Annotated in this window: 11 protein-coding genes; 10 read left to right on the top strand and 1 reads right to left on the bottom strand. The window is 57.0% G+C overall.

The genetic code is table 11. The features are described from left to right. The first annotated feature begins 35 nt into the window (after positions 1-35). The 10 genes from AC1POX_RS09995 (at position 36) to AC1POX_RS10040 (ending at position 14,926) form a co-directional block, all read left to right on the top strand. Entirely contained in the window at positions 36-1,733 is a 1,698-nt protein-coding gene (locus AC1POX_RS09995) for an NACHT domain-containing protein (RefSeq protein WP_372357054.1), read from the top strand. A 16-nt stretch (positions 1,734-1,749) separates the two neighbouring features. Further along, a protein-coding gene (locus AC1POX_RS10000) for an IS3 family transposase (protein ID WP_126952755.1) occupies positions 1,750-2,852 on the top strand; the annotation gives its coding sequence in 2 pieces (ribosomal slippage) (positions 1,750-2,008 and positions 2,008-2,852; 1,104 coding nt in all). Positions 2,853-3,126: 274 nt separating this feature from the next. Next, on the top strand, positions 3,127-3,468 hold the full coding sequence (locus tag AC1POX_RS10005; RefSeq protein WP_372357055.1) for a helix-turn-helix domain-containing protein: 342 nt from the start codon (positions 3,127-3,129) through the stop codon (positions 3,466-3,468). Positions 3,469-3,628: 160 nt separating this feature from the next. Then, positions 3,629-5,326: a type IV secretory system conjugative DNA transfer family protein gene (locus AC1POX_RS10010; protein ID WP_014089910.1), complete on the top strand. Its 1,698-nt coding sequence runs from the start codon at positions 3,629-3,631 to the stop codon at positions 5,324-5,326. A 266-nt stretch (positions 5,327-5,592) separates the two neighbouring features. After that, complete coding sequence (locus AC1POX_RS10015) at positions 5,593-5,910, top strand: hypothetical protein (protein ID WP_016848996.1); 318 nt, start codon at positions 5,593-5,595, stop codon at positions 5,908-5,910. Continuing rightward, positions 5,903-9,715, top strand: a complete 3,813-nt coding sequence (locus tag AC1POX_RS10020) for a zeta toxin family protein (RefSeq protein ID WP_372357155.1) — start codon at positions 5,903-5,905, stop codon at positions 9,713-9,715. The genes AC1POX_RS10015 and AC1POX_RS10020 overlap by 8 nt, the downstream gene beginning before the upstream one ends. 235 nt (positions 9,716-9,950) lie before the next feature. After that, positions 9,951-11,249, top strand: a complete 1,299-nt coding sequence (locus AC1POX_RS10025) for an HlyD family secretion protein (protein WP_372357056.1) — start codon at positions 9,951-9,953, stop codon at positions 11,247-11,249. Beyond that, positions 11,246-13,462, top strand: coding sequence for a peptidase domain-containing ABC transporter (locus tag AC1POX_RS10030; RefSeq protein WP_014089914.1), 2,217 nt, complete (start codon positions 11,246-11,248; stop codon positions 13,460-13,462). Before AC1POX_RS10025 ends, AC1POX_RS10030 begins: the two co-directional genes overlap by 4 nt. Before the next feature lie 106 nt (positions 13,463-13,568). Then, positions 13,569-14,360, top strand: coding sequence for a hypothetical protein (locus AC1POX_RS10035; protein WP_126952882.1), 792 nt, complete (start codon positions 13,569-13,571; stop codon positions 14,358-14,360). Positions 14,361-14,401: 41 nt separating this feature from the next. Further along, positions 14,402-14,926 (top strand): hypothetical protein, encoded by a 525-nt coding sequence (locus tag AC1POX_RS10040; protein WP_014089916.1) that lies wholly within the window; start codon positions 14,402-14,404, stop codon positions 14,924-14,926. Between the two features lie 150 nt (positions 14,927-15,076). Here the strand turns inward: AC1POX_RS10040 and AC1POX_RS10045 are convergent, their stop codons facing one another. After that, positions 15,077-16,354 (bottom strand): MFS transporter, encoded by a 1,278-nt coding sequence (locus AC1POX_RS10045; RefSeq protein ID WP_372357057.1) that lies wholly within the window; start codon positions 16,352-16,354, stop codon positions 15,077-15,079. Between the last annotated feature and the right edge of the window lie 26 nt (positions 16,355-16,380).

The following is a 16,380-nucleotide window of genomic DNA, read 5'->3' on the forward strand; positions in this document are numbered from 1 at the left end:
CTCTCGGCAGTTGCTAACACGCTTAAACGCCGTAGATGCAGAACGATCACAGCAAAGGAACTCTCAACCGCATGCCAATTACCGATGCCGCTTTCGTTCGCTCATTCTTCGATCTGCCGGACGATAAGGTTGAAAGTATGGAAGCTGCCGAATTCCTGGCCAATTTTCCAAGCGGGGCCAAGATCGATTGGGCGACTCTGTTGGAATCCGATCGGGTGTTGATCGTGTCCGAAGCCGGAATGGGCAAGACGTTTGAGTGCAAGAGAACGGCAGAGTCTCTGTGGAACGAGGGACGCGCTGCCTTCTTTGTGGAGTTGTCCGCGCTTGCTTCGCGTTCAATCGAAGACGGCTTCTGCCCAGAAGAGCAAGCTCGCTTCGATAGTTGGAAGTCGGCCCAGACAGAGCACGCGATCTTCTTTCTTGACTCGATTGATGAGTTGAAGCTGACGCTTTCAAGCTTTGACCGCGCAATCAAGTCCGTCGCTAGATCACTTGCAGGACATCTGGGACGAGTCACGATCGTGGTTACCACCCGGCCTATTCCGGTGGATCGCGAGGTCATTGCCAAGCATCTCCCGGTCCCGGTGGTTGAAGCACAGATGGATCCAGAGATCGCCTTCGCGAGTGTTGCGATGCGCGAGAAGAAGCCAGAAAACCAAGAAGGTAAGGCCCCGACGTGGAGAAATGTCGCTCTCGCGCCGCTCCGTGAGAAGCAAATGCGGGAAATGGCGAAGACCGCTGGTGTCACGGATCTAGATAGGTTATTTGATGCGATCAGTTCGCAAAACGCACACGACTTCGCGCGCAGGCCGCTGGACTTCCTTGAGTTGTGTGGTGACTGGAAAGAGAACGGCTACATCCGCTCGCACCGCGAACAGGTGGATACGGCAATTGAGATCAGGTTGCGCCCGAACAAAGACCGCGATGAGCGTGTCTCACTGGAGCCCATCAAGGCACGCGAAGGCGCTGCAAGGCTTGCGTTCGCTGCTCTCTTAGGTCGCAAGTTCAACATCTGGCATGGCCAGGGGGGAGACCGCGCCTCGGGAGACGGCGCGCTTAGTCCCGCCGAAGTGCTCCCCGACTGGACGGGCGATCAGCTTGATACCCTGCTCGAACGTGGGCTTTTCGGGTTCGCCAATTACGGCCGTGTGCGCTTCTACCACCGATCTGCCATCGAATTCTTGGCCGCCGAGCGACTTCGCCAACTTAGAGAAAAGGGGCTTCCAAATCGCGAAGTTGCGCGGCTGCTCTTCGCAGACACGCAGGAGGGTGAGCGCATCGTAAAGCCAGCAATGCGCCCCGTGGTGGCGTGGCTGGCTCCTCATGACGCATTCATACGTGGAGAGATCATCAAGCACGAACCTGAACTGCTTCTCCACGCAGGCGACCCTGAGTCGCTCGATGTTCCCCTTCGCCGCGCCGCACTGGAAGGCTATGTTGGCCGCTTCGGAAAGGGCGGGTGGCGTGGCCAGGCAGTGCCAAGTCTCCAAGTTGAGCGCTTCGCGTCGAAAGATCTTATGGCAGACGTTGCGCGTCTCTGGGCAAGCGGTATCGAGAATCCAGAGGTTCGCGAAACCTTGCTAGGGCTGATCGGCTGTGGCCAGATGAAGGGAAATGCGGATCTGGCCCATGAAGTTGCGGTGGATGCGCTAGCCGAGATTGGAAGCCGTATAAGCGCCCTCGACGCCCCCCCGATTTTGAGTAGCACCTCAGTTTGGAGTCCAATTCCCTAACTCGAGGAGATTGGACGTGAAGAAGCGTTTTTCTGAAGAACAGATCATCGGCTTCCTGCGCGAAGCTGATGCCGGTGTGGCGATCAAGGACCTGTGCCGGCGGCATGGCTTCAGCGAGGCTTCCTATTATCTGTGGCGCAGCAAGTTCGGCGGGATGAGCGTGCCCGATGCCAAGCGGCTCAAGGACCTTGAGTCCGAGAACGCGCGGCTGAAGAAGTTGCTGGCCGAGCAGCTGTTCGAGAACGACCTGATCAAGGATGCACTGCGAAAAAAGTGGTGAGCGCACCGGCGCGTCGCATGCTGGTGCGCGAGTGGATCGGGCGTGGTGCCAGCGAGCGTCGTGCGTTGGCAGTGATCGGCATGAGCGCCAGTGCGCTGCGATATTGCCCGCGCGAAGATCGCAACGTCGCACTGCGCGAACGCATCTGTGCGTTGGCGCATCGCCATCGCCGTTATGGTGTGGGGATGATCTATCTCAAATTACGACAGGAAGGACGCATCGTGAACTACAAGCGTGTGGAGCGGTTGTACCGCGAGCAGCAGCTGCAGGTCCGGCGCCGCAAGCGCAAAAAGGTGCTGATAGGAGAGCGTCAGCCGCTGCTGCGGCCATCGCAGGCCAATCAGGTGTGGTCGATGGATTTCGTGTTCGACCGCAGCGCCGAAGGCCGAGTGATCAAGTGTCTGGTGATCGTGGACGATGCAACCCACGAAGCGATCGCCATCGAGGTGGAGCGCGCAATCTCGGGCCATGGCGTGACACGCGTGCTGGATCGGCTGGCGCACAGTCGCGGCTTGCCACAGGTGATCCGCACAGATAACGGCAAGGAGTTTTGCGGCAAAGCGATGGTGGCCTGGGCACATGCGCGTGGCGTGCAGTTACGGCTGATCCAGCCTGGCAAGCCAAACCAGAACGCCTACGTCGAATCGTTCAATGGCCGGCTGCGCGACGAATGCCTCAACGAGCACTGGTTCCCAACCCTGCTGCATGCGCGTACCGAGATCGAACGCTGGCGACGCGAATACAACGAGGAGCGACCCAAGAAGGCCATTGGCGGCATGACGCCATCTGCGTATGCCCAACAGCTGGCCAACACCGATATCATCAACCCCGGACTCTAAACCCGGCCGCTACTCAGAGCGGGGGGACGTCGCATCTCCAAAAGAGGGAAAGGGAAGGGTGCTAGAAATCCACCAGACCGGCAGGTTCGGGACGCTTGATTGGCCGACATGCTCAATGGCTGCACGCCTCCGCACACAGCCCAGGAATGACCGGTGTTGGTGCTTGGTAGTCGCAGTTGATTGGCGGGCGGAACCATGTTACTGATAAAGTAACAGACAAGGCAAGTCGGAGACCTCATGCTCATTCATCACATTGCATGCTTGTGGTCACATTTTGGATCTGGACGACGCTCGTCTCATCTTCGCCAACCGCCTCCGTCACGCGCGCCAGAAGGCCGAGCTGACCCAGGACGCTTTGGGGGTTGCCGCTGGACTGGCTCCTGAGGTGGCCAGGACGCGCATCAATCGCTACGAGAAGGGCGTGAACGAGTGCGATCTACGCACCGCCAAGCGCTTGGCCGACGCCCTCGGCATGCCACTGGCTGCCTTCTTCGCCGAGACCGATGAGGTCGCAGACGCCATCCAAGCGCTTGCCAAGCTCTCGGTCGAGGAGCAGCGAAAGGTCGTCGCCGAATTGCAGCTCAAAGCCCAGCGCAGCGGTGCGCCTAGCCCATAGTGCCAAGGTCCCGCTGATGTCTTGGCACGCTTCCCGTCAGACAATTCCTACACAGATGCCAATGCGCATCCGATCTAAGCGGGCTGTGTGATCCTGTAATCTTGCGAGCGGACGGTCGTTTTCAAACAAGCCAGGGATCAACGATGGAAGGCAGCACTTCATGACCGGCAAGATCAAGCTCAGTGTCGCCATCTCGCTCTTGCTCCTAGCCCTCATTGCAGGGGTCTACCTTTCCGGTCAGTTGATCTTGATGCTGTTGAAGTTGGCTGGGCCGCTCAGCGTCGGCACCTACTGGTCTTACGTGAAAGCGCTCGACCTCCCCCAGTTCGCCCCCTATGCGACCAAGATCAAGCTCGCTGGCGCCATCGGCTTCGGCGTGCCGCTTGTGGCCTGGATCGCGCTGCTGATCCCGCTGTTCAAGCCTAAGGCGGCCGCATTGCATGGCGACGCGCGCTTTGCCTCAGGCAGTGATCTGGCCAAGAAGGACATGCTCAAACCGTCGCCAACCGGCATCGTGGTTGGCAAGCATGGCGGCAAGTTGGTGCGCTTGCCCGGCCAGCAGTTTGTGATCCTGGCCGCACCCACGCGTTCCGGTAAGGGCGTGGGCATCGTCATTCCCAACCTGCTCGACTACCAAGGCTCGGTGGTGGTCCTGGACATCAAGCAAGAAAACTTCGATCTGACTTCCGGCTGGCGCAAGAGCCAAGGCCAAGAGGTCTTTTTGTTCAACCCCTTTGCCGAAGACGGGCGCACTCACCGCTGGAACCCCCTGAGCTACATCTCGCCCGATCCGGCGTTTCGCGTCTCGGACCTGATGAGTGTCGCGGCCATGCTCTACCCAGATGGGTCGGATGCCCAGAAGTTCTGGGTGAGCCAGGCCCGCAATGCTTTCATGGCGTTTACGCTCTATTTGTTCGATAGCTTGGACGATCAGATCAAGCGCAAGCACCCGAAAGACACCTGGATGTTCCCAACCCTTGGGATGCTCTATCGCGTGTCGTCTGGAGACGGGAGCGACTTGAAGGGCTATCTCAAAAAGCTCTCGCAGCGCGACTTCTTGGGTCGCGATGCCAAGATGGCCTTCGACAATTTGCTCTCGCAAGCCGAAGAGACCTTCGCCTCGATCATGGGCACGTTCAAAGAGCCGCTCAACCAGTTCATCAATCCGATCCTGGATGCGGCCACCAGCGGCAACGATTTCTTGCTGACCGATGTGCGCAAGAAGAAGATGAGCATCTACATCGGCATCCAGCCGAACAAGCTGGCGGAAAGCCGCTTGCTGATCAATCTGCTGTTTAGTCAGCTCATCAACCTCAACACGAAAGAGTTGCCGCAAAACAATCCGGCGCTCAAACACCAGTGCTTGCTGCTGATGGACGAATTCACGTCCATCGGCCGGGTCGACATCATTGCAAGCGCGGTGAGCTACATGGCCGGCTACAACATCCGCCTACTGCCCATCATCCAGAGCATGGCGCAGCTGGACGCAACATATGGCAAGGATGTCTCGCGCACCATCATCACCAACCATGCGTTGCAAATCGTCTACGCCCCCCGCGAGCAGCAAGACGCCAATGACTACTCCGACATGCTCGGCTACACCACAGTGCGCAGGAAGAACAAGTCGCACAGCAGTGGCAAGCAAAGCAGTGTGTCCTACTCCGAGACCGAGCAGCGCCGTGCATTGATGCTGCCGCAGGAGTTGAAAGCGATGGGCTTTGACAAGGAAGTCCTTCTCTATGAAGGCATTCCAAGTCCGGTGCTCTGCGAGAAGATCAAGTATTACGAAGATACCTACTTCACCAAGCGCTTATTGCCGAAAGTGAAGATTGAAGCCTTACAGATGGTCCCCGCATGAGTGATAGCACACCTTCCAATAAGCCTCAAAGTCGATTGAAGGCTGATGGCAGTCACAGTCAACAGCTGCTGCGTGATCTGGCATTGATCAATGCACGCACTGTACAGCAGTTGGGGCCACTGCAACCAGGCGTGTCCGTGGCAACGCCTAAGCGCAAGCCCAATCTTCCACGTCCAATGCAACGCCTCAATCAGGATGCTTTTATGACTCAGACCAACGATTCTTCCCCTGATTCCATCGGCGCACGACCACCAGTGCCACAAGGGTTGCGCGAAAGCTTCAAGGATTACCCCGATCACATTGCGCGGTTAGAAAACGCGCTTCAGGAGTCGGTCGATAAGCCATCGCCGATTACCCCTCCCTTGGAGTTTGCGATCTGGGCAATCGAGGGCTGTCTCGATACTTTCGTTGACGAATCACGCGAAAAGCTACGGATCGCGGAGCAAACGGGCGACCAAGAAGCAATCGCACTGGCGAAGTCGACGCATCTGCTTATGCTTCATAGCGCCTCTAAGGGCGCATGGAAGGAGCAGAACTTGATGGACTATTTTGGGTTCCCAAGTTCGAGTCATCGTCATGGCTGATGAAACCGATGTGCTACCAAAGGGGCTCCATGAGCAGATCCTACGCGAGCAAATACTAACCGCTCAAGATTTCATCAATTCAACAGCCCAGCAGCAGCCGAAAGCAATCATTTTGGGCGGTCAGCCTGGTGCTGGTAAGGGCGGTCTGGTAGCCCAGGCGAAGGCCGAGCTTGATCAAAATGCCGTCACAATCGATCCGGATGAGTTGCGCCGCCACCATCCGCGCGTTGCTGACTTTCGACGCGAAAATCCTTATGAATGGTCTGGTCGAACCCACAAGGACGCAAGCTCTTGGGCCGATGAGCTACGCGTAGCAGCGACTGCGGAGAAAAAGAACCTTATTTTCGACACCACATTGAGTGATGGAAAATGGGCGTCGGAGACGTTGATCAAAGGTCTGCAAGAGCAGGGCTATGAGGTCGAGGTGCGTGCTGTTGCCTCTCCTAAGTTGGAGAGTGAGCATGGTGTCGATGAGCGTTTTACGGCCAACACCGACAGGCAAGGCTACGGTCGCCATGTGCCTGAGGGCGCGCGTGATGCAATCTACGGAAAGCTGCCTGTCAGTTTGGATACCATCCATGCGAACAGCAACGTGCCGATCCGCATCTTCAATCGTGAGGGCATCGAGCTTTACGACAGTCGCGCTGATGCACGCATGCCTGGTCAAGCGTTGGAAGAAGCACGCAACGCACGGCTTAAAGATCCCGCTTTCACCGAGCATCTTCGGGAAGCCTGGCAAAAGCAAGTCGATTGGCACCGTGACTTGCCGGACCATGTCCAAGAGATCCCGAAATCTGATCCTGATGTCCAAGCAAAACTGCTTGAGGAGCATGCCAAGCTCCGGGTGAGCGATGTGGTTGCTAGTCGCATGGAAGGCATTGCCACCATCGACGAACTTGTGCGGCCAGGTGCTCCACCTGCACGCGTGCCTGTGCCGGAACCTGAAATCCCAGGCTTGCGTCGCGCCGGGATGACAGCAGGGCTTGCGGGTTTGGGTGTTGCCGCTACCGCCTACGATGCGTCGCAGGCCGGAGAGCGTGTGGGCACGCTGTTGGCACAAGACAACCTCACCGCTGCACGCTCAGAAGCGTTGCACTTTGCTGCCCGAGGCGCGGGCGGCTGGGCGGGAGGCGCCGCTGCCGCTGCCGTTGTTGGCACAACCGGTGCAGGCCCTGTCGCGTTGGTAGTTGCCGATGGTTATCTGTTCAGTGCCGCTGCCGACAAGGCCGCGACCTTGTGGGACAACCGCCAGATCTACACACAGACCGATAAGCAGGGCGTGAGCTGGGAGTTCAACGGCAGCCAGTGGCTTCGCCAAGAAAAAGCCGACTTGCAAGACGATGGCGTGGATGCGCCGCAGAAGCAGGCCATGTTCGCGCTGCCCGAAAAAGCGCGTGAGCTGAACTATCACGCCAGTGGCGAAGCGACCGAACAGGCACTGGGCAAGGTGCAGCCCAGTAATCCCTATGTGCAGCCATCCAGTGAGGCAGATGCTGCGCATCTTTACGCACGGGATTGGCGGCATGATTCGGCAAGTGGCCAGTGGTCTCGGATGGTCGCCGATGAAGTCGATCGGAACGATCGGCCCATCTGGACGGTGGATCCAGCAGGTCCTGAGCGCAGTGTCGCGTTGGACCAGCAGGCAGCCCAGGTGGTTGACGCCAACATCGCCCGAGGTCCGGCTGCAATTGCAGCAACCTATCAAGCTGCGTATCAGCGCAATGGTTGGGAGGACTTCGGCCCTGTGCCAGCGGCTGTGCAAACAGCCTTGAACCCGGACTCGTTGCAAGCCTCGGACGGCAAGCAGTATCAGCGCGATACGCAAGGCCAGTGGCGCCATGACGGCGTTGCTGCCGAAGGCAATGTCCCGTTGGAACTCAACGCAACGCGCGAACGCTTGCAACCGGCATTGGAGCAGCACGCGCAGGCATTGGCACAGATGCCCGCGCGGCAAACGCTAACGCCACAGCAGCAAGACCAGGCAAATACCGAAGCGACCTATGCCGCCTATGGCGTTGCGCCCAATGCCCAGACTGCAGGCGCGATCCAGCTGGCGGTGCAACGGACACGTGAGGCGAACGGAATCGATGCAGCGACCAGCTCTTTGGCATTGGAGCGTGATGCGACCGGCCAATATTCGGTGGACAGCCCCATCCAGCATCTTAGCCGTGACGCCGATGGTGCGGTGCGTGTTGCAGCAACGACCAGCACTGAGGAGATCCATCAGGCACTCAGCGAGGTGCAGTCACTCCGGCAGGAGCAGCCGCCTTCGGCCGGTGCACCAGACCTGCGCGTTGATGCGCAATCGCCACAAGAACGCGATGCTTACGAGCAAGCGTTGCGCGAGGCCAATCGGCAAGGTGTGTCCACGCAAGAAGCGCAACAGGTCGCAAGCTTTGCGGCGACAGCTGTTACCGCCCCGCATGTGGACGAAACCCGAGCGCCTCAGGCAGCCATTGATGCGCAGCGGAATAGAGATGTTGCACGCGCTGCTGAGCAGCCTGCTGTAGCAGAGGCCGGCACACCTGCTCCGGTCGTGATGCCTGTCCCCGTCAACGCCCAAACGCGGGAAGAGCCGTCCCAGGCTGCCAAGCCCGCCGAACCGAAGCCCGAACCTGTCCCGCAACGCGAACCCCAAGAAACCCAGGCACCTGAGGTTGCCGCACCCCCGACAGCCGGCGCAGTCCAGCCTAAGGCGGAGGCATGGGTTCCAACGACGGCAAGCGTGTCTGCGCCGGGCGTTGGATCGGCATCATCCGCTTCGACCTCTGCCGATCAAGCGGCTACTCAGGCCGCTGTGCCGACGCCGCCGGCATCAAGTGAGGTGGAAGGGCTGCGCCTAGGCGACCGGGGGCAAGAAGTCGAGTTTTTGCAATATCGCTTGCAGCAGGGTGATGCCCGGGGTCCAAACGGTCAGGCCGTGCCGCAAGATGGGCACTACGGTCCAGAGACCGAACATGCCGTAAGGCAGTTCCAGCAAGACCAAGGGTTGCCGGCAACGGGCGTTGCCGGCCAAGACCTGGATGAAGCGTTGTCCCAGGCACAACACACGCGCCGAGAAGCATTGAAGCCCATAGAGCCATCATCGGCCAATGCAGCGATGGAGCAGGGCAGCGAGCAGCAAGCCCGAGTAGGCATGCCACAGAACGATGCGCCATCGGCTGTTCCAGTGCAGGCAGAGCAGCAAGAGGCGATGCAGGCCTCGTCGCCGGCAATTCCAACGCAAAGCGAAGTGCCGGCACAGATCGTATTGCCGAAGCGCCAACCCGCTGCCTATGCGTCGTCGCCAGGTTTTGGTGGGACAACTGCCCGCTCTAACGCACACGAACACGATGAGGATCGGGTTGAGCAAGCAAGGCCCCTCCAAGATGCCGCTCAGCAGGCGTTTCCCTCTGATCATCGGGATTACGCGTTGTTCTCTGCCATCCAGGCGCAGCTCCCCAAGGGCACATCCGATGAGAAGACGGCCGAGGTATTGCATGCCGTCAAAGAGTCAGGGATCGAACATGCGGCTGAACTCCGCAAAGTGATCATCCAAGATGATGTCGCCTTTGTCTTTGGCAAAACGCCGGGCTTTCACTCGGAAACCTCGCTCAACACGCCATCGCCTGGCATCAATGAAACCTTGCAGAAGACAGAGGCAATGGATCAGGAACGGGCGCAGGAGATGGTGCAATTCCAGCGCGAGCGCGAAGAAATCGACAAGAACCCAACAGGCCCCGTCATGACGCTTGCTGGCCACTCTCAGCAGCAGGCGATGTCTGGCGGCGATGGGGGCAGTGGTGGTGATGGGGGCGGTGGCTGACGCATTGAGCGTAGGATTCATGCTTCGACCCAGCAATGTGTGGCTGCGCTTTGCGCAACGCACCTTCGCTTGACGCAAGCCTTGGTTGCTGAAAAAGCAATAGCGTGGGGCCTGCGAACTTAGGTTTGGCGCCAATGCCAACGCCAGATCAACAAAATGCAAATGTAATTTTAATGTCTGCGCGGGTAGCCTCAACTCACGCAAGTTGTGCAGTAGATCTCGAAGTGTAGGTGCTATGGATAGCGAGTCAGGTCAGACGGATGACGCAGAACAACCGCTCTTTCGCAAGCGGAAGGGGCCGGAGACAACTTCCACACTCGGCGACCTAAAAGATGTGTTTCCCTCGTCCATCCGGATCTGGATTGGCTGTGGCTGTGTGCTTTTCCTCTTGCTGGCCACGTTTGTTCTGACCGCGTCCTACTCCAAGCGGGAGCACGTGTCGGGCCAGATCATTTCGACACATGGGCGAGTGGATATCCGCAGTGGAACGCCTGGCCTCATCCTGTCGACGACATTGAAGCCCAATGCCTTGGTCAAGAAGGGCCAAGTGCTTGCGGAGCTGTCAGCCGACATCACCGACGAAGCGGGTCGCTCTTTGTCCGATGAGACGATCAAGCGTGCGCTCACCCGATCAGAAGAGCTGACCAAGGAGCAATTGCAGACGCATGACTTTTCTGGCCAGCGCGAGCGGGAACTGACGCGTCAAGTCGAAGAAACGACCGGCGCGATGCAGGAAGTCGCTCGCAAGATCTCAATCTTGGAAAAGAAATACGCCAAGAACAAAGAACTTTTGAAGACCATTGAGCCGCTGCTTGCTGAGAAGTATGTGTCCAAATACACCTACCTCACCTACGAAAATGCTCTCTTGGATGCAGAGGCGGAGATCCAGGATGCCCGCGCGCAGCAGTCCACACTTCGTAATCAGCGTGCCGCATTGCTGGGTGAAATCACCGAGATAAAGACAGCCGCCAGCAGACAAGCGAGTGAGATCGAGCGTGAGAAGTCCACGATCGAAGATCAAGTGGCCAGAGCCAAGTCCGATCGGCTGCAAACCATCACTTCACCCTTGAGCGGCACTGTTGCAGCAATCTATGCATCCCAAGGTCAGCGCATTGGCACCGACTCGATCATCGCGTCCATCACCCCAAGCGAGTCGGTGTTCGAAGCCGAAATCCTCATTCCTTCCAGGGCCATCGGACATGTGAATGTCGGCACCGAGGTGCTGCTCAACATCGCCGCATTCCCGAAAGCAAAATATGGCGCCATCCAGGGGCGCATCGCATCGCTGTCAACGCAAACGAGTCCCCTCGGTGAGTTGGAGCGCCGCTATGGTCGCCAGTCGCCCACTGAGCCGGTTTACACCGCCAAAGTCGCCTTGCCTTCCCAGACCATTGGAGTTGCCCAAGAAGCGAAGCCCTTCCTGCCGGGGATGGAAGTGGACGCGGAACTGATCTTGGAGGGCCGCAAGATCTGGGAGTGGATGTTTGACCCCTTCCAAACCATGGGATCGCGCTTAACGGGTGAAAAGCGATGAAGGACGTCTTGACACCATCCGCCGATGGCGATGCCGAGCCGGATCGCTCTGCTGAACCAAGCCTGGTGTTCTCCTCGAAGCGCCGTGTGCCGCATATCCGTCAGACGGAGTCGAGTGAGTGCGGCCTGGCCTGCATTGCGATGCTGCTCTCCTACTACGGCCATGAAACGAGTCTTGGGGAGCTTCGCAACCGCTTTACGGTGTCAACCAGTGGGGCAACGCTCGCCTCGCTGATTGAAATCGCTGATGCCAACGGGCTCACGACGCGTCCGCTTCGCTTGGAGCTTTACGAACTGCCCAAGCTGTCGTTGCCTTGCATGGTCCACCTACACCACGGGCACTTTGTCGTGCTGACGGCTGTGAGGGGAGGGCACGTGCACATCAGCGATCCCGCAGCGGGCGTCAAAAAAATCAAGCTCGATGAGTTCGATGAGCTTTTTAGCGGCATTGCGTTGGAGGCGCATCCGGGTCCGGCCTTCAAGAAGATCAAGAGCGTGCCATCAGTGTCGCTTCGCGATCTGGCAGGCTCGCTTCGGTCCCTGGTGCCCGCGTTCTGGGGTGTGGGCATCTTGGCGCTCTTCTTGGAAGGCTGTGCGCTGATTGCGCCGCAATATCTAAGACTGACCATGGATCAGGTGCTCAGCGTCAAGGACGATGGTCTGGTCACCACATTGGCTATCGGCTTTTCGATCGTGCTCCTGGTCCAGCTCGTCTTGACCGTTGCCAGGAAGTGGACCTTGCTGTGGATCTCTTCGACCACTAGCTTACGGTGGAGCAGCAACTTGTTCCGCCACCTCGTGTCGCTATCCCAGTCGTATTTCGTAAAGCGGCACACCGGGGATATTTCAAGCCGCTTCCAGTCGATCTACTCCATCCAGCAGTCACTCACGACGAAGATGATGGAAGCGGTCATCGATGGGGTGATGTCTTTCCTCATGTTGTTGCTCTTGATGAGCTACGACGCGCCGCTTGCCTTCGCCTTGTTGGCTTTCACCATTGCCTATGTAGGTTCGCGCTACGCCTACTACGCCAAGCTCAAAGAAGCCAACCTTGATCAGATCAACATTGATGCACGCCGGCAAAGCTTGCTCTACGAAACGGTCCGAAGCATCCAGCCCATCAAGCTGTTCAACAAGTCAGCGCTTTGGGCATCGCGCTTCACGAACTACAGCGCGAAAGCCACCAATGCGACCATCGGAGCCGAGCGTATCCGCATTGGGTTCGATTCCGTCCAGCTTCTCATCCAAGGCCTGTGCCGCATTTTCGTGATCTGGGAAGGCACCCGGCTGGTGCTCAGTGGGGATATGACGGTCGGGGTGTTGACGGTCTTTTTGATCTACGCGACCCAGTTCAGCCAACGCAGCATCAATCTGGCCGACTACTTGATGCAGCTCCGGCTGCTTCGCTTGCACACCGAGCGCATTTCAGACATCACGCACAGCGAGCCTGAGTCGTTTCTGCATGGCAACGGCGCACTGGAAGACGCTGCGCCCACCATTGCAATTGCCAACGGCTATTTCCGCTACTCGTCTACGGACAAGTGGATCATGAGCGCCTTGCAGCTCAGGGCCCCGGCAGGCCAGGTGATTGCAATTGTCGGGAACTCAGGCGTGGGTAAGACCACGCTCATCCGCGTTCTGGCGGGGCTTGAAGATCTTCAAGTCGGGGACTTCTTAGTCAATGGAGAGGATCTGCGGAAAGTCGGTAAGTCGAGCTACCGGAGCAAGGTCAGCATCGTCATGCAGGGAGACAATCTGTTGTCGGGAACGCTGTCGGAAAATATCTCCATGTTCGATGAGCACATTGATCAAGAGCGTCTTGTGCAGGCTGCGAAATTGGCATGCATCCACGACGATATTCAGCGTATGCCAATGGGCTTCAACACCAGAGTCGGCGACCTGGGAAATACGCTGTCAGGTGGTCAAAAACAACGGGTCTTCTTAGCCAGAGCCTTCTATAGGCGCACCAAGTTGTTGTTGATGGATGAGCCAACGACTGGGATTGATGAGCAGATGGGCATACAGCTGATGAAGAATATCAAGAGCATCGGCGCGACCACAGTCATTGTGACGCATGACAAGAACATCTCTCGGATGTGCGATATGCACTATCTCTTCGTGGGCGGAGCTCTAAGGCCCTTGATCAAAGAGCAGCCTAGCAAATTTGAACGGGACGAGGCCGGGGAAACGGCTGAGAAATCCAGCCAACAATGAGGGGTTGTAACGCTTATCAAAATAAATTCGAGGGAAAAGGCGGCAAGGCGCATCCAATGAAAAAAACGATCAGAAAAAAAATCTACTCACAGGATGGAGTGCTGTAATGAGAGAATTGACAAGCGAAGAGCTGTTCTTAGTCGCAGGTGCGGCAGCCGCTGCGGACGTCGATCCAAGCGAGCCGCCTACGCTGCCGCCAGTGGTTGTTAACCCGCCACCTTCGGGGCCACCGTCGCTTCCACCCTCTCCGCCGATCGAGTTCCCGACACCGCCTCCGGGAGGTGGTGGAGGTGGAGTGCCTAACCCATTAGACAAGAATACGACCACGGATCTTGGAGCAGAGGTTGATATTTTGGTCAACAAGTCAGCGACCTTAGAAGGACTTGTTCAGTTGGCGCAGGCGAAAGGTTTTCAAATAGCGACCACGGATACATATTCTCGGACCGATTATGCTGCTACGGGCGGCGGAACGGTTTACATCAAAACCTATGCCAACGCGAGTGACACCGCGTCCCAATTAACGCATGAATTAGGGCATTCACTTTTTGATGGGGAGTGGAATACTGTAACAGATCGAGCATCGGCCATTAATATGGGTTTGGCAACTGAAGGTGAAGCAACAATCTACTCCATTGCGGTCCAGAGAGAGCTTACCGCACAGGGTATTGGTTTTAACATTGCCGCAGATCCCGCCAATGTAGCTTCTTACAACGCCACATATGACGCATATAAAGCTGGCCAGATAGGCTGGGATGCCGCTTCAGCGCAAATCGGCGAGTCTTTCAGGAATGGCGAGCATATTGATGTGAATGGAACCCCGGATAATAAAAGTGATGATATTACCTATGAGCAATACTATGGGAACTATTGGGACAGTAGGAATCCCGCTGGGGGCTGATGACATAGTATGAGGATCCTGAATTTATGAGGGTGTCTGGCATGATGTTTTCGAAAAAAATGGCGTTTTTGGTAATTCTCAATTTTTCTGCGGCGATGAGTGTGCACGCTGAAAATAAGGATTCTCAATTGAATTTGGATGAGGTTGTTAGTAAATTTTATAATCCTGCTAAGCCGATCAACTATGAAACTTTCCGTGATATCGGGTTCAGTGATTTTCGGCAAGTGAGTTCAAGCCGGTCCTTGAATATTGCTTTTCGTTCAGCTGCATTGAAGACAAAGGATCAGTATGGAGTCTCCTTTGTTGAGTTCAGGGTTCCACCTGAGCTCGACAAAGGAGTGAGCTTTGCGTATATGGAATTGACGCCCGGACGTTGTTATGAGGTTTCTAAGATCAAGCAGAAATTTGCGCTCACTCCATATGTCCTGCCACCCAATCCCCATGCGCCACTCGCCGATGCCAGCAAGGAGGTCTTTTACAAAACCGATCTTGGTGAAACATCTGTGTATGTGAAAGCGAGTTCAAAGGGTGAGTGCTTGCTTGGGCTAACGAGAAGTCGAAACTAGGAGGTTTGCTGGCGCTAGCCAATTAGGCATCTATCTAATTGGCTAGCGCTGAGATAAGAAGCCGACAGGCTTGGCGTGAAACGATGAGTTCAAGCATTACATAGTCATAAGCAGCCGCTATGGGCTTTGGGAGGCGATTGCGTGATGTCACTACGGCTTGGGCCGCGCTCTGAGGGTGTTGCGAATGATGAGCGAGTAGACAAAGAGGGCAGGCACGCATGTCAAGCAGATGCCAATGAAAAACATGCCATAGCCCCGGATTTGTCCGTAGTGGGTTGTGAGATAAGCCACTGCAAGGCCTGAGAAGCCGGCAAGCACCCTGCCGAAGATCGAGTAGAAGCTGGTTAGCCAAGCGTAGTGCTCTCCTGCGCGTCCAAGCGTGACCAGCTTTGACATGTAAGCAACCAACGCGATGCCGGTATAGCTACTGGAAAGGTTTTGAAAAATAACGCTAGCCCAAAGCAGTTCAGCAGACCGCTCATTGGACGAAAGCAATGCAAGAACGAGGAGGGCAAGGGCTTGGAGAGCTGCGCCAACAAGAATGGTCGTGCTCAAAGACATGCGCTTCAAGCTAGTGCCTGCAGCCAAAATTCCGAGGAAGGCCGCTGGGATCCCAAGCCAAATATGCAGGGATCCGACCACGCTCTTTCCAATGCCAAGGGCATAGAAGAAAGGATTGATCATGGGACCCAGAAGAATATCCGGTAGGCGATAGCAGCCAATGAAGACGATGACCGCGATCCATCCTTGGAGCGTGGAGGGTCGAAGGGATATCAGCGTAGACCCCTGCTTCTTCGCACTCGCGCGATCTGGGGTGAGAGCGCTATCGGGGGCAGATCGCAGAAAGAGCGTTCCGCAGATCGGCACCAACATCAGGGGCAGCAGAATTGCATAAGCAACTTGCCAGGACAGCCGCGCTGCGAGCAAGAACACCAGACCGTCGCTCAACAGCAGAGCAATGCGGTAGCCAAATTGGTAGGCAGTGAGGAGCTTGGCTGGCTGCTGGTGCACTGCCTCTTGTTCGATCCGGAACGCATCGACTGAGGCATCCAGGGTCGCACCGCCAAAGGCTGCTGCGATGCAGCTCAGTGCAATCAGCGGAAGGCTGCCAGCGACAACGCTCAGGACAAGGCCTAGGAGAGAGATGGCGACCATGATCGAAGACAAGACAATCCAGCCTTGACGGTGCGACATGGTGCTTCTAACGACCGGCGCACGACGTTGGTCGAGATGGCGGGCCCATAGGAATTTGAGAGAGTAGGGAAGTGCGGTCCAAGCCAAGGCACCGATGACTGCGATCGAAAGCGACTTTTCGCTGAGCCAATAGCCTAAGGTGCTGCCGATCAGCGGATAGGGCAAACCAGAACCGAAGCCCAGGAACAAAAATCCAGTCCAGGCCTTGGTCGACCTTGATGTCACTTCGTGCATAGGCTGCAACTGCCTTGTCGCTTCGG

Source organism: Xanthomonas sp. NCPPB 3442 (genome assembly GCF_056725145.1).

Bases quoted from the DNA above. Each gene is read 5' to 3' on its own strand.
- AC1POX_RS10010 (WP_014089910.1), top strand. From the start codon at position 3,629: ATGACCGGCAAGATCAAGCTCAGTGTCGCCATCTCGCTCTTGCTCCTA.
- AC1POX_RS10040 (WP_014089916.1), top strand. From the start codon at position 14,402: ATGATGTTTTCGAAAAAAATGGCGTTTTTGGTAATTCTCAATTTTTCT.
- AC1POX_RS10020 (WP_372357155.1), top strand. From the start codon at position 5,903: ATGGCTGATGAAACCGATGTGCTACCAAAGGGGCTCCATGAGCAGATC.
- AC1POX_RS10025 (WP_372357056.1), top strand. From the start codon at position 9,951: ATGGATAGCGAGTCAGGTCAGACGGATGACGCAGAACAACCGCTCTTT.
- AC1POX_RS09995 (WP_372357054.1), top strand. From the start codon at position 36: ATGCAGAACGATCACAGCAAAGGAACTCTCAACCGCATGCCAATTACC.
- AC1POX_RS10030 (WP_014089914.1), top strand. From the start codon at position 11,246: ATGAAGGACGTCTTGACACCATCCGCCGATGGCGATGCCGAGCCGGAT.
- AC1POX_RS10045 (WP_372357057.1), bottom strand. From the start codon at position 16,354: ATGCACGAAGTGACATCAAGGTCGACCAAGGCCTGGACTGGATTTTTG.
- AC1POX_RS10035 (WP_126952882.1), top strand. From the start codon at position 13,569: ATGAGAGAATTGACAAGCGAAGAGCTGTTCTTAGTCGCAGGTGCGGCA.